Below are 14057 nucleotides of genomic sequence, written 5' to 3' on the forward strand. Positions count from 1 at the left end.
CAAAACGGGCATATCAAGTCATTAAACTTGATATGCCCACATACATGAGTCTTATTTATAACTAATTATTCTTCCGCCGCTTCCGCCTCATGCTCCTTGATAAGTTGTTGTTGAATATCATTCGGAACAAGCTCATAACTTGCGAACTTTGTAGTGAATGAAGCACGTCCACCGGTTATGGAACTCAGAGATATACTGTAATTGGAAAGTTCCTTCAACGGAATCTTTGCCTGCAACTTCTGATAGCCGGCCTCACTGTCCATCCCCATTATAAGGGCGCGACGACCTTGCAAATCGCTCATAACATCACCCATGAAGTCTGCCGGGACATAAACCTCAAGATCATAAATGGGTTCCAAAATTTTCGGGCCGGCCTCTTTGAATGCCGCAGAGAACGCATTACGGGCAGCAAGCATGAACGACAATTCATTGGAATCAACCGGATGCATCTTTCCGTCGTATACAATAACACGCACATCACGGGCATAACTGCCGGTCAACGGTCCTTGTTCCATACGCTCCATCACGCCCTTCAATATCGCCGGCATAAAACGCGTGTCTATCGCACCACCGACCACGGAATTGATGAATACGAGTTTGCCGCCCCATTCAAGGTCAACTTCCTCTTTCCCTTTTATATTCATACGATACTCCTGACCGCCGAACTTGAAAACGGTAGGATCCGGCATGCCCTCGGCATAAGGCTCAACAATCATGTGAACCTCGCCGAACTGTCCTGCACCGCCCGACTGTTTCTTGTGTCGATAATCGGCACGTGCGGCTTTCGTGATTGTCTCCCTGTAAGGTATCTTCGGCTCACCGAATTTCACGGCTATCTTCTCATTGTTTTCCATACGCCATTTCAATGTACGCAGATGGAACTCGCCTTGCCCGTGGATTATAATCTGGTGCAATTCCTTGCTTTGCTCCACCACCCATGTAGGATCTTCCTGACGCATCTTTAACAATGCTGCCATCATTTTCTCTGTATCCTGTTCGTTAACGGCTTTGATGGAACGGGAATATTTTGAGTTCGGATATTTAATGAAATCAAAACGGTTATCACAATCTTTTCCATTAAGCGTATTTCCTGTTTTCACGTCTTTCAACTTAACCGCACAGCCTATATCACCTGCGTTAAGCTGGTCTACGGCCTGACGATTGGCACCGGCACATACATAAATCTGTCCGAGGCGTTCTTTCGAGCCGCGATCCGAGTTTGTAAGTTCGTCCCCGGTCTTCACACTACCGCTCATAACCTTGAAATAACAAACCTCGCCAATATGCGGTTCCACACCGGTCTTGAAGAAATACAATGAAGCGGGGCCGTCTACTGTCGTCTTTATCTCCTCTCCGCGAGTATTGTGAACAGACGGCATCTCGTCTACAAACGGAACCACATTGCCAAGGAACTCCATCAGACGGCGTACACCCATATCCTTGCCCGCACAGACGCAGAAAACCGGGAAGATAGAACGTGTGACAAGCCCCTTGCGGATGCCCTCGCGCATTTCATCCTCCGTGAGTTTTTCCTCTTCAAAAAATTTCTCCATCAGTGTCTCATCGTTCTCCGCCGCAGCCTCAACAAGCGCTTTGTGCATCTCCAAAACCTTATCCATCTCTTCTGCGGGTATATCCTCTATAGTAGGCGCACCGCCATCTGGCCCCCAAGAGTATTTTTTCATCAGAAGGACATCAATCAATGAGTTAAAGCCCGGTCCTTCATTCAAAGGATACTGAACCGGGACTACCTTCGGACCATATATCTCCGTCAACTTTTCAAGCACATTATGATAGTCGCATTTATCCGAATCAAGCTGATTAACAAGGAAGATAACCGGTTTTTTCAACTTCTCCGTATAGCGGAAATGATTTTGAGTTCCGACCTCCGGCCCATACTGTCCGTTAAGCAACAGCACGGCGGTATCCGTGACATTGAGTGCCGTCATTGCGGCACCGACAAAGTCGTCCGAACCGGGACAGTCTATTATATTCAGCTTCTTGTTATTCCACTCCACATGGTATACCGTGGAAAAAACAGAATAACCGTATTCCTGCTCTACCGGGAAGTAATCACTCACGGTGTTCTTTGCCGTAATACGACCACGGCGTGAGATTATACCCGCCTCATAGAGCAATGATTCCGTGAGGGTTGTCTTACCTGAACCGTCATTGCCAAGGAGGGCAATGTTCTTGATTTCGTTTGTTTGATATACTCGCATATCGTGATAGATTTAAGTTAATAGTTATATTTATCGGCCTCTAAGTTAAAGTTTTTTCATGAGAATGACAAAATATGCGATCACAAAAATCACCGTTATTAAACAATATTAGTATTTTTGCATTAAAATTCATAATATGGCAGGACTATACATTCACATTCCTTTCTGTGTCAGCAGATGCATCTACTGCGGCTTCTATTCCACGACAAACCATGCCCTTAAAGAGGGATACGTCGATGCCTTGTGCCATGAAATAGAAATGAGAAGAGACTACCTGAAAGAGGACATACGCACTATATATATAGGAGGTGGCACTCCCAGCACACTCGGCGGCCAACAACTGCAACGCATTTTCTCACACATAAACAGTGACAATGCGGTCGAGATTACCATGGAATGCAATCCTGACGATATAACACCCGAATACGTCTCTCGATTGCGCGGCCTGCCAATCAACAGAATAAGTATGGGGGTACAGACATTCGACGACAAAAGGCTGGCCTTCCTGCGGCGCAGGCATAAATCGGCAAATGTAAAACAAGCGATAAACGCCCTGCGGCATGTAGGGATTAGAAACATAAGCATAGACCTGATGTATGGGTTTCCAGGAGAAACCATTGAACAATGGATAAAAGATATAGATGAGGCCGTTAACATGGGGGTCGAACACATTTCTGCATACAGCCTCATGTTTGAAGAAGGAACACCGTTATATTGTATGCTTGAGAAAGGCTGGATAAAAGAGATTGACGAAGAACTCTCTCTGTTGATGTATGAAACACTTATAGACAGGCTTGCCGAAGCCGGATACGAGCACTATGAAATAAGCAACTTCGCGAAACCGGGCTTCCGCTCGCGCCACAACAGCAGTTACTGGACCGATATACCATACATCGGGATTGGAGCCTCAGCCCACTCATACGACAATACGAGCCGACAATGGAACGTGTCAGACATATCGACATACATTACCGAGATAAACCGAGGAAACATTCCCGCCGAGAGGGAGATTCTGGACATTGACACTCGCTATAACGACACTGTAATGTTAAGATTGCGAACATCCGAAGGAATAAACATCAATGAAATAAAAAATGTTTTCGGCTCAAAATATAGCGGCAGATGTATCAAAACAGCACAAAGACATATCGAAAACGGATTGCTTGTGCTTGAAAACGGCCACCTGCACCTCTCCCGTAAGGGTCTTTTCGTGAGCGATATGATAATGAGCGACTTTATGATAGTATGAAAAAAACACCTACTTAGCCAAAGCATAACCGGCAACAACAGCTACCACACCCAAGAAAAGACTCAAAAATGTATAAAGAAGTGCCTGCAGCAAACCGTTATTGCCTGCCAGCATCACATTCTCATTCATGAAAGTTGAGAAAGTGGTGAAACCTCCGCAAAAACCTGTAACAAGAAACAACTTTACCGATGGGGAACAAATACCGTTGAATGACGTACCGGACAATAGTCCTATCAAAAAACACCCGAGCACATTAACGGTTATTGTCGCTAAGGGAACAACAGGCATCCCCAACATACGAAACAAGACGGAAACAAGGTAACGCATTCCGCCGCCCAAAAGACTGCCGGCACACACAAGCAATAATTCTTTCATTCTTCACTGTTGATATTCGGCCGACAAAAGTAACAAAAAACATCCTTACAGCCAAAAACTCCGGCAAACTAATATTTATCCCAACACCACCGACACTGACGATAAATCGTCAATATATCGTAAAGTGTATCGTAATATCATTTGCTTTTAAGTGTTTTTTTATATAATTTTGAAGAAATAAAAACGCTACAAAGAACCATAAACATGATAAATATTTACAAAACCAACGAGCAGCACTGCATATTTATGCAACTTTGCAAGACTGCGATATTTGATATTTCGCAAATACAAAACAATTATTCATACAGATTGATATTCCATGAAAGACACAACAAACTCGGAATGCACTTAATACCACATATTAAACACAGCATAATAACGCTTTTCCGCATGTAACAATGCTGTATCCGCATAGGTTACGGACCTACACGCTACATCACCGGCGAGACTTTACCATTGTGTATAAAGTCTCGCCGTTATCATTTTCAACACTGCATATTTATACAATTCTGCCCCAAAAGGCTCTGTAACGAGCAATCCGTTGGTCTGCAACGGGATACTAAACGCATTGCATTCGGTATCCCGTTGCAGACCAACGGGTATCTAATTGCAATACAACAAGAGTCTGATTGCAAAATACATTACCGCAGAACAAACAACAGTATATTTTGTATCAATTTTCAATGTTACAGAAAAGCTTTCCGCCATGTTCTCGCATAAATATACAAAAATATGATGTAGCGAAATGCCTGATATTTTATTTACAAATCAACATACACCCGACATCCAATCATTGTCATGCGACAATTTTGACAATAAGATTAAAACCAGTAAAATAAGGGCACAAAAAACTGTTGTTTTATTGGCTTTCTCGCCATTTTATTGTACTTTTGCTGCCAATATGGAGAAAATAATACTCGGCATCGATCCCGGAACAAACATAATGGGATATGGCGTGCTGAAAGTAAAAGACAACAAGGCGCAACTCATAACGATGGGTATCATAGACCTGAGGAAATTCGGAGACGCTTATCTGAAACTCGGACACATATTCGAGCGGGTGACGGGTATCATTGATTCATATCTGCCAGATGAAATGGCTATTGAAGCGCCATTCTTCGGAAAAAACATACAATCAATGCTGAAACTCGGCAGGGCACAAGGCACAGCCATTGCTGCGGCCATACGCCACGGAGTTCCGATACACGAGTATGCTCCGCTAAAAATCAAAATGGCCATCACCGGACAGGGACAGGCATCGAAAGAGCAGGTGGCGGCCATGTTGCAACGCATGCTAAACATCAAAGACAGCGAGATGTGCGATTTCATGGATGCCACTGACGCACTCGGAGCGGCTTACTGTCACTATCTTCAAATGGGGAGACCAGAGTCGCAAGCGAATTACAGGGGATGGAAAGACTTCATAAACAAAAATCAAGGCAGGATATGCAAAAAATAATAAGCATAAAAGACGGAATCACCCGCATGCCGGAATGGAGAATGAAAGAACCTGTGAATTTCGAGACTATTGACGGTGAGCACATAGCCATCATCGGCAATAACGGTAGCGGAAAGTCCATGTTGGCGGATATCATAACCGGAAGTCATCCGCTGCTCGGAAACAGCATAGCCTATGACTTCTATCCCAACCAAAGCCTCCTTGTTTCTGAAAATATAAAATACATAACGTTCAGAGATTCATACGGTGAAAACAATAACACCTATTTTCTGCAACAAAGATGGAACCAGCAGGAAATTGACGAGGACACACCGACCGTAAGACAACTGCTTGACAATGCATACAGGTTATGCGGAGAGGACACGGCAGAGCGAAGAAACTTGAAATACCGTATTTTCGAGTTGTTCGGAATGGACTACATCATGGACAAATACATCATACTGCTGTCAAGCGGTGAATTACGGAAATTTCAAATAGCAAAAGCCTTGTTTTCCATACCGAGGGTATTTATCATCGACAACCCTTTCATAGGTCTCGATGCTGAGACACGCACATTGATGGCCCAACTATTGAAATCACTCACACGTGAAATACCGTTACAAATAATTATAGTATTATCGAAGACGAACGAAATACCGGAATTTATCACGCATGTAGTTGAAGTGACCGACATGGTCGTTAACCCCAAAATGCCAAAAGAAGAGTTTGTCGGGCACAGAATACCCAATGATATGGTGGGACTCGATCCCGACAAAAAGAGAGCCATAAAAGAACTTGAAGATGAAACGGAAGATTACAAAGCGGAAGAAGTAGTCGCCATGAATAATGTCTGTATAACATACGGAACAAGGAAAATACTCGACAGCCTGAACTGGACTGTAATGAACGGTGAAAGGTGGGCTTTAAATGGCAGGAACGGCTCCGGAAAAAGCACTCTTCTATCGCTCATCTGCGCAGATAACCCGCAAAGCTATGCATGTGACATCAATATGTTCGAACGCAAACGGGGCACAGGTGAAAGTATATGGGATATAAAAAAACACATTGGTTACGTATCGCCGGAAATGCACCGGGCATACATGAAAAACCTGCCTGCAATACGTATAGTGGCAAGCGGAATGAAAGATTCCGTTGGTCTATATGCCAAACCCAGTGATAAAGATTATGCCATATGCAGATGGTGGATGAATATCTTCGGACTCGACGGACTTGAAGAAAAGCCCTTCCTTAAACTATCGAGCGGCGAACAAAGACTTGTGCTTCTCGCACGGGCATTCGTCAAAGATCCGGAATTACTCATACTCGACGAACCTCTGCACGGCCTTGACGACCGGAACAGAAGACTCGTAAAAGACATCATCTGCGCTTTCTGTGAACGAAAGAATAAAACTCTCATAATGGTCACTCATTATGAAGAAGAACTGCCAGCATGCATCAATAGGCATCTAACCTTGAAACATAATGTTCATAATTAAAATAAACATGGTAAATATGAAAAAAGTATTATTATCACTGGCATTCATCTGTCTTACAGCAGGAGCAAACGCCCAGAATGTATATAATGAGATTAGAAAAAACGCATCTGACATTGTCGCAAATCCGGCAACGAACAATATGGTCAGACAAATAAACCAGTTTAAGGTAGACGCACTTGACTATATGATAATAAAAATGCGTGAACAAATGCCTGACTCTTCCGCAATTTTTCTCGACAAGCAGGCTTATGCCATGAATACTTTTATAAACGTATACATCAGGAAAGTGCTTGACAACAAAGACATGCCACAAGCTCAAATAGTAAAAATCATGCAGTTCTTCATGGACGTATCTTACTCCAATCCGCTATTCAACGATCCAGACAAAGAACTTACTCTAGGATATTATTCCAACGGTAAATGCCTGACCAGATTTTCCTTGGATACGGATTGGCGCAGGGCTGTGGCCGCGGTAGCGATGGAAATGAAATAGCAAAGCTTATTCACTCATATTCATAATACCACCAATAAGTACCGGAATACTGATCGTATACTTTTATCTTACGCTCGGTAAATGATGGATATTGTTTTTCCAATGCCTGCAAATCCTCAAAGTCCATATCCACGACACTGTTATGATACACAAAAGCAGGGTTTGAGCGTGTGTGGACATACAATGTAAGGGCTTCACGATAATGCTTCGGCAAACTGTCACATACATTTTGTGACAGGCTGTCGGGGGTGCCATAGTAAGACAGAAGCGCACTCACAAATCCATCAAGATCTTTGTCTATAAGATAACCGCACAATATGTAATCCTTGACAGCCTCTGTGCCCTGACCGTTATTACGCAATACTTCCAGATAAGTCATCGCATCCATATTATAACGTGGTATGGCACCCAAAAAACGGTATATGCTGTCATTGGGATACAACAAACATGAAGTTCCCTTAAACGTTGGCACAATATCCTTGCTCGTTCCTTTTATCGGATAAGAAAACAGTCTTTCTCCCAATTCACCAGCTCTCGCGAGAGCATAAATACGAAGCATAGTCAGACTACTGTCTGTCTCCAATGACCTGCGACCGGTCTTCAAGGCCCTCTCGTTGTCTTGCTCTAAAAGGCTTGTCTCGACACTCATTCGATAATGTGCTACGGCATTTCCGTTTCCCGCAATACCAACCATAAGAAACATTGCCGCCATTATCAAAATATTTATCCACATGGTACGAGAAAACATGCCTGTCTCCGGAGATTGCCTGACAAGCATTCCCCGTGAAACGGTTACCACAACAATCCATAATATCAACACTATAGGGATGATCCATATTAGAGAAGAAAAGCCTTCACCAGAATATATACGATCGCTAAAACCTGATATTACAGAAAGAAAGAATAGGGATGGGAAATAAGTCAAAGCATGGGTATGACGCTGCAAACGTGTAACGGCATAAACACCGACTTGTAATAATTGTAATACAAAAGTTATCAGCACCGCACCTATCAGCTTATCATAAGATGTCGCGCCACCACTCAGAGAATGCTGGGTCATTGCCAACAAGTCGGCCTGATGAAAATAAAGATAAATAAACGAGAAAGATGAAAAAACTATAGCACAAACCGCCTTTATGACGGTTGTGCTATTTCTTGTATTTAACTTATCAAAACTCATATAATAAGAGTACTGTTAAACTCTCTTTGGATTTCTATTATTCAATTTTTCCTTAACACTACCGCAGAACGAGCCGGAATATATAATTTAAGCCACTCCTTACGTTCCTCCACATACATGGAATCAAAGTTGGTCATGTGTGTTATTGTATCGTCGGCAAGACCATTACCACCAAACTCTTTCGCATCAGTATTCAGTACGACATCATAAGAACCGGTTGGCACAAGAAAACCATAATCGACAAAAGAACGTATAGGATTGAAATTAAACACGAAGATAAGGTCCCCTCTACTGAATGCAAGTATCTGGTCTCCGTCATTATGCCATATCTCTTTTATTGGCTTGTTTTGAATATTCCTGATACTCTTTATTACTTTAAGCATTTCCTTGTCGAAATCTCCAAGATAATGGTAATCAAGCTCTTTATTGTCAACAAGATTCCATTGACGGCGGGCATATTTATGACTCCACCCGTTACCTTCACGCGGGAAATCAATCCATTCGGGATGACCGAACTCATTTCCCATAAAATTCAAATATCCGCCATTCATTGCCGCGACTGTAACCAGACGGATAATCTTATGCAAGGCCATACCACGATGAACGACATCATTTTCATCTCCCTTTTTAAAATGCCAATACATATCGGCATCTATCAAACGGAATATTATCGTTTTATCTCCTACCAAAGCCTGATCATGACTCTCACAATAACTTATCGTCTTTTCATCCCGACGCCGGTTCTTCACCTCCCAGAAAATAGAGCTCGGCTTCCAATCCTCGTCTTTAAGTTCTTTGATAGTCTTTATCCAATAATCAGGGATATTCATCGCCATACGATAGTCAAATCCGTAACCTCCATCTTCAAACTTTGCCGCAAGTCCGGGCATACCACTGACCTCTTCAGCAATGGTTATTGCATTGGGATTGACTTCATGTATCAACTTATTCGCAAGGGTCAGATAACATATAGCATTGTCATCTTGCCCGCCATTGAAATAATCTCCGTATCCGCAGAATGCCTCGCCGAGTCCATGACTGTAATACAACATAGAGGTAACACCGTCAAAACGGAACCCATCAAAATGATACTCTTCAAGCCAGTACTTGCAGTTTGACAACAAGAAGTGAATTACCTCGTCCTTACCGTAATCGAAACAAAGGCTATCCCACGCCGGATGTTCATGCCGATCACCGGCATAAAAGAACTGATTTGGGTCTCCCGCCAGATTACCAAGCCCTTCAACTTCATTCTTTACGGCATGTGAGTGTACAATGTCCATAATCACTGCCACCCCATTTTTATGGGCGGTATCTATCAACTCTTTCAAATCCTCCGGAGTACCGAAACGGCTTGACGGAGCAAAGAAGGAACTGACATGATATCCGAACGAGCCATAATAAGGATGCTCTTGTATCGCCATAATCTGAATACAATTATATCCATCCTCTATTACCCGTGGCAACACATTCTCCATAAACTCCCTATAAGTACCGACTACTTCCTTGTCTTGCGACATTCCGACATGGCACTCATATATAAGAAGAGGAGATTTTGTAGGCTTAAATTTCTTCTTACAAAATTCATACGGCTGATCCGGATTCCAAACCTGAGCAGAAAAAATCTTTGTCTTATCGTCTTGTACAACACGACGGCACCAAGCCGGAATGCGTTCACCCTCTCCCCCATTCCATTTGACTTTCATTTTATAGAGGTCACCATGCCGTAAAGCTTTATTACTGAGTTTCAATTCCCAGTTGCCAGTTCCCTCTATTCTGGTCATCTTGTATTTCGGATCTTCCCGCCAGCCGTTAAAATCACCAATCAGATATATCTCGGTCGCATTAGGTGCCCACTCACGAAAAACCCATCCCCGAGCTTGTTTGTGTAAACCAAAATAGAGATGACCATCAGCAAAATCAGATAGTGTCTTCTTTCCGTTCCTCGTCAATAGTCCGATCTTCCACAATGCATGTTTATGCCGCCCGCAGATTGCGTCTTCGTATGGTTCAAGCCATGAATCGTTCTTCACCAAACCTATATGTTCCGGTTTGGCTTCAAACTGATTTCGACTGCCAATAAGCTTTTTGACACCTGTCTTTTTCATCATTAGTATTAGTTTAATCTTTCTTGTTAATACGATTTCATGCCAATACTTTAAATATGGCTTTTCTTATTTCAGGCTCAGAAGATACGCATGGCGCATGACCATCCTGCGGGAAAAATACCGCGAACATCCCGGGATGACAAGTCACATAGCTTTCGGCTGGCAGACCTGGTATCTTTGTTATATCCTTTTCTGAGTTGTATTCCGCTTCCGGTAAGTTTACCAATGGAGTGTAACCGAAAGTTTCCGATGCAGACAGGGGAATCTGTATATCTATCATCTTATTGTGAGTCTCCAGCACAGCCTCGTCCGGAGTCTTGCCTTTTGCCGTGGTTATATTAACAAAAAGGTCTGCCCCTTTTATCTGATACTTACCATTTTCCATTGAACTTATATCGTTATTGGCCAGGAAATCTACAACATCCTTAAACAATGGGTTCAAAGATTCATATTTGCTCAAATTGTCAAGTGTGTCTATTATCATAACTAAAAATGTTTAAATTGTTAATATCGTGTTTGTTAAAACAATATATTTATTTGCCTATTTGCTTACGCCCACGTATATATCGGCCTCTTTCGGTAACATTACCATTTCTGTCTTTCTGGATATACGGGCCATCCCTACGGTCATCAACATAAGTCCCCTCAAACCTGTTGCCGTCTTTATCTTCCTCTATTGCCTGGCCATGACGCTTTCCTGCCTTAAAAGTACCTTTAAACTTCCAGCCGTCCGCATATCTTGCCACACCTGGACCGTCTATCATCCCATCTTTAAAATGACCTTCAAAGACATCCCCGTTTTTCATCGTCAGTTTACCGGTACCATTCGGCTTATCTCCTTTCCACTCACCGACATAAGTATTTCCGTTTTTCCACACAAGAGTACCTTGCCCTTGTTTATCTCCCTCAAAGAAAAGGCCAGTGTATCGGTCGCCGTTGGCATATTTAAAAATACCCGTTCCGGTGCGCTCACCTTCCACGTAATCACCTTCGTAAATGTCACCATTCTTGAATTTATAAATGCCTTTTCCGTTTTGGATGTCATTCTTCCATTGACCGATATACACATCTCCATCCGCATAACGGAACGTCCCACGTCCGGTACGCTGATTGTCAACCCACTGCCCGTCGTAAACGGAGCCGTCGCCCCAGTCAAATACTCCGCGGCCGTTTTTCTTGTCATCAACCCAGTCTCCTTTATAAAAAGCGCCACCGGCGAATGTATATGTACCCTTACCGGTACGACGATCCTGTTTCCAATCGCCGTCATACTTATCTCCGTTATAGTAATACATCACTCCGTGTCCCTGCTGATAGTCACGAAACCACAAACCTACATATTTATTGTTGTTCGCGAAATAATAAGTCCCCTGCCCATGTTGCTGATCCTGAAACCACTGACCTTCATATTTCTCGCCGTCAAAAAAAGTATAAATACCGTATCCTTGGCGCTTGCCTTTCACGTAATTGCCTTCATACCAATTGCCGTTCTTATACTTTGTCTTACCTTTTCCCTGTGGTTTACCGCCAACCATTTCCCCGTTATACTCTCCACCGTCTTTTGTAACACATGTGCCAAGAGTGAGTTTCTGCCCATATACGGATGAAGACAACAACAATATGAATATAGATATTAAATGATATTTCAACTTATTATGATATTTTTTGTTACAATGCCAAAATTAATAAAAAAAAAACAGGTGGCAAAAAAGATTAGATTTTTTAACGGAATATATACATATAATTTATAACTTTGCAGTGTTTACTATAACAAACGCCTAATGACTGGCGTCAACAACATAAAGAACAAGCATATAAACGAAACATGAAATTCATAGGAATAATACCGGCCAGATACGCTTCCACAAGATTTCCGGGCAAGCCCTTGGCTACGTTGGGCGGAATGCCGGTCATAGAGCGAGTGTACAAGCAAGTTTCTGCTGTACTCGAACATGCGTGCGTGGCTACCGACGACGAGCGGATATACAATGCGGTAACGGCTTTCAGCGGTAATGCCGTCATGACATCGGAACACCACAAAAGCGGAACGGACCGTGTGGAAGAGGCCGTTTCTAAAATAAACGGAGATTTCGACGTTGTAATAAACATCCAAGGCGACGAGCCATTTATACAGAAATCGCAAATAGAGACCGTATGCCGATGCTTCGATGATCCTCAAACACAAATAGCGACATTGGGCAAATACTTCGGGAATGACATGGAAGCGATATCCAACCCCAACACTCCCAAAATAGTGACCGACACCAATGGATATGCCATGTATTTCAGCCGCAGTATTATCCCTTTTGTCAGAGGATGCTCAAAAGAGAAATGGCACACGGCATTCCCATATCTGAAACACATCGGACTATACGCATATCGCCGTGAAGTTCTTGCCGAAATAACCCAACTGCCACAAAGCACACTTGAAGTAGCCGAGAGCTTGGAACAGTTGCGATGGCTCCAAAACGGATATAATATAAAAGTAGGACTTACAGACGTAGAGACCATTGGTATCGATACGCCTGAAGACCTTCAACGTGCCGAGAAGTTCCTAAAATCCATACAAGACAAATAAACGGAAGATGCCAAACGATTTTTTCAGATTTAAGCACTTCACCATATTTCAAAACCGGTGTGCCATGAAAGTGGGTACCGACGGGACCTTGCTTGGAGCATGGGCCGAAATACCGAAAACGCTCCATGCCCGCATTCTCGATATCGGAACAGGAACGGGCCTTATAGCCATTATGATGGCGCAACGCGCCCCACATGCCAACATAACAGGCATTGACATAGACGCTGAGGCAGCGGCACAGGCCAAAGAAAACGCTTCCGGCTCACCATGCGCCGACAGAATACAAATAGACAATATCGCCCTGCAAAGCATCGGAAATGAGAAATTTGACAGCATAGTATGCAACCCGCCCTATTTCAATAATTCGCTAAAATGCCCCGACAGGCAACGCACGATTGCCCGGCATACATCGGAACTGACATTCGGACAACTTATGTCGACAGCATTCAGGCTGTTGAAAGACACAGGGACCATATCCGTTATCATTCCATCAGACTGCAGACTTGACATGGATTCTGCGGCGGCTTTGGCTGGGCTGCATCCCAAGCGTGTGTGTTCCGTGAAGACAGCCCCCGCAAAACCACCCAAACGTATGCTTCTGTCATATGCCAAACGCCGGTACAAAACGATTGAAAATGATACTATTGTAATTGGAGACGATAAATACAAAACGATTCTAAAAGATTTTTATCTCGCTTTATAAATAGACAAACCACTACGCTTGTTAACTAAAAGTATCACATTATTACTTGTATTTAACCGCCATTTCGTGTATATTACCAGAATAGTATTTCCTTAATTAATCTAATATTCACATATTGCGCCATATCCAACTTATTAGATAGACGTATAATATCATAAACATACTCTTACCTTTGCAGTGTCAATAGCGATTGGCACTTTTTTCTAGTAAGAGAG

At 43.0% G+C, this 14057-nt stretch carries 12 protein-coding genes; 6 read left to right on the forward strand and 6 right to left on the reverse strand.

Annotated elements, in window-relative coordinates:
* Nucleotides 1–65: 65 nt before the first annotated feature.
* Nucleotides 66–2222: a translation factor GTPase family protein gene (locus tag MoGM_RS00795; RefSeq protein ID WP_104368328.1), complete on the reverse strand. Its 2157-nt coding sequence runs from the start codon at nucleotides 2220–2222 to the stop codon at nucleotides 66–68.
* Nucleotides 2223–2358: 136 nt separating this feature from the next.
* On the opposite strand from MoGM_RS00795, the gene hemW reads away from it, so the two are divergent.
* Nucleotides 2359–3471 (forward strand): radical SAM family heme chaperone HemW, encoded by a 1113-nt coding sequence (gene hemW, locus MoGM_RS00800; RefSeq protein ID WP_104368329.1) that lies wholly within the window; start codon nucleotides 2359–2361, stop codon nucleotides 3469–3471.
* A gap of 9 nt (nucleotides 3472–3480) precedes the next feature.
* Here hemW and crcB read toward each other — a convergent pair whose 3' ends face one another.
* Nucleotides 3481–3846, reverse strand: a complete 366-nt coding sequence (gene crcB / locus MoGM_RS00805) for a fluoride efflux transporter CrcB (RefSeq protein WP_104368330.1) — start codon at nucleotides 3844–3846, stop codon at nucleotides 3481–3483.
* 901 nt (nucleotides 3847–4747) lie between these two features.
* Here crcB and ruvC point away from each other — a divergent pair.
* The 3 genes from ruvC to MoGM_RS00825 are packed head-to-tail and all read left to right on the forward strand — an operon-like array spanning nucleotide 4748 to nucleotide 7273.
* Nucleotides 4748–5305, forward strand: coding sequence for a crossover junction endodeoxyribonuclease RuvC (ruvC, locus tag MoGM_RS00815; RefSeq protein ID WP_104368332.1), 558 nt, complete (start codon nucleotides 4748–4750; stop codon nucleotides 5303–5305).
* Entirely contained in the window at nucleotides 5293–6780 is a 1488-nt protein-coding gene (locus MoGM_RS00820; protein ID WP_104368333.1) for an ATP-binding cassette domain-containing protein, read from the forward strand. Before ruvC ends, MoGM_RS00820 begins: the two co-directional genes overlap by 13 nt.
* 16 nt (nucleotides 6781–6796) lie before the next feature.
* The gene (locus tag MoGM_RS00825) at nucleotides 6797–7273 is read left to right on the forward strand and encodes a hypothetical protein (protein ID WP_146078601.1); all 477 of its coding nucleotides are present in this window, start codon (nucleotides 6797–6799) and stop codon (nucleotides 7271–7273) included.
* Nucleotides 7274–7283: 10 nt separating this feature from the next.
* Here MoGM_RS00825 and MoGM_RS00830 read toward each other — a convergent pair whose 3' ends face one another.
* The 4 genes from MoGM_RS00830 to MoGM_RS00845 form a co-directional block, all read right to left on the reverse strand.
* Nucleotides 7284–8333: a DUF6057 family protein gene (locus MoGM_RS00830; RefSeq protein WP_146078602.1), complete on the reverse strand. Its 1050-nt coding sequence runs from the start codon at nucleotides 8331–8333 to the stop codon at nucleotides 7284–7286.
* A gap of 161 nt (nucleotides 8334–8494) precedes the next feature.
* Nucleotides 8495–10561, reverse strand: coding sequence for an alpha amylase C-terminal domain-containing protein (locus MoGM_RS00835; RefSeq protein WP_233210089.1), 2067 nt, complete (start codon nucleotides 10559–10561; stop codon nucleotides 8495–8497).
* A 37-nt stretch (nucleotides 10562–10598) separates the two neighbouring features.
* On the reverse strand, nucleotides 10599–11045 hold the full coding sequence (locus MoGM_RS00840; RefSeq protein WP_104368337.1) for a YhcH/YjgK/YiaL family protein: 447 nt from the start codon (nucleotides 11043–11045) through the stop codon (nucleotides 10599–10601).
* Between the two features lie 49 nt (nucleotides 11046–11094).
* Nucleotides 11095–12210, reverse strand: coding sequence for an MORN repeat-containing protein (locus MoGM_RS00845; RefSeq protein WP_233210088.1), 1116 nt, complete (start codon nucleotides 12208–12210; stop codon nucleotides 11095–11097).
* Nucleotides 12211–12386: 176 nt separating this feature from the next.
* Between MoGM_RS00845 and kdsB the strand changes: the two genes are divergently transcribed.
* Together kdsB and MoGM_RS00855 are read left to right on the forward strand one after the other, a co-directional pair.
* Complete coding sequence (kdsB, locus tag MoGM_RS00850) at nucleotides 12387–13139, forward strand: 3-deoxy-manno-octulosonate cytidylyltransferase (RefSeq protein WP_104368338.1); 753 nt, start codon at nucleotides 12387–12389, stop codon at nucleotides 13137–13139.
* Nucleotides 13140–13146: 7 nt separating this feature from the next.
* Nucleotides 13147–13842 (forward strand): tRNA1(Val) (adenine(37)-N6)-methyltransferase, encoded by a 696-nt coding sequence (locus MoGM_RS00855; protein WP_104368339.1) that lies wholly within the window; start codon nucleotides 13147–13149, stop codon nucleotides 13840–13842.
* The last annotated feature ends 215 nt before the right edge of the window (nucleotides 13843–14057 follow it).

Source organism: Prevotella sp. MGM1, assembly GCF_002933775.1.
Taxonomy (GTDB): Bacteria; Bacteroidota; Bacteroidia; order Bacteroidales; family Bacteroidaceae; genus Prevotella.

Bases quoted from the DNA above. Each gene is read 5' to 3' on its own strand.
- MoGM_RS00795 (WP_104368328.1), bottom strand. From the start codon at position 2,222: ATGCGAGTATATCAAACAAACGAAATCAAGAACATTGCCCTCCTTGGC.
- hemW (WP_104368329.1), top strand. From the start codon at position 2,359: ATGGCAGGACTATACATTCACATTCCTTTCTGTGTCAGCAGATGCATC.
- crcB (WP_104368330.1), bottom strand. From the start codon at position 3,846: ATGAAAGAATTATTGCTTGTGTGTGCCGGCAGTCTTTTGGGCGGCGGA.
- ruvC (WP_104368332.1), top strand. From the start codon at position 4,748: ATGGAGAAAATAATACTCGGCATCGATCCCGGAACAAACATAATGGGA.
- MoGM_RS00820 (WP_104368333.1), top strand. From the start codon at position 5,293: ATGCAAAAAATAATAAGCATAAAAGACGGAATCACCCGCATGCCGGAA.
- MoGM_RS00825 (WP_146078601.1), top strand. From the start codon at position 6,797: ATGAAAAAAGTATTATTATCACTGGCATTCATCTGTCTTACAGCAGGA.
- MoGM_RS00830 (WP_146078602.1), bottom strand. From the start codon at position 8,333: ATGACCCAGCATTCTCTGAGTGGTGGCGCGACATCTTATGATAAGCTG.
- MoGM_RS00835 (WP_233210089.1), bottom strand. From the start codon at position 10,561: ATGAAAAAGACAGGTGTCAAAAAGCTTATTGGCAGTCGAAATCAGTTT.
- MoGM_RS00840 (WP_104368337.1), bottom strand. From the start codon at position 11,045: ATGATAATAGACACACTTGACAATTTGAGCAAATATGAATCTTTGAAC.
- kdsB (WP_104368338.1), top strand. From the start codon at position 12,387: ATGAAATTCATAGGAATAATACCGGCCAGATACGCTTCCACAAGATTT.
- MoGM_RS00855 (WP_104368339.1), top strand. From the start codon at position 13,147: ATGCCAAACGATTTTTTCAGATTTAAGCACTTCACCATATTTCAAAAC.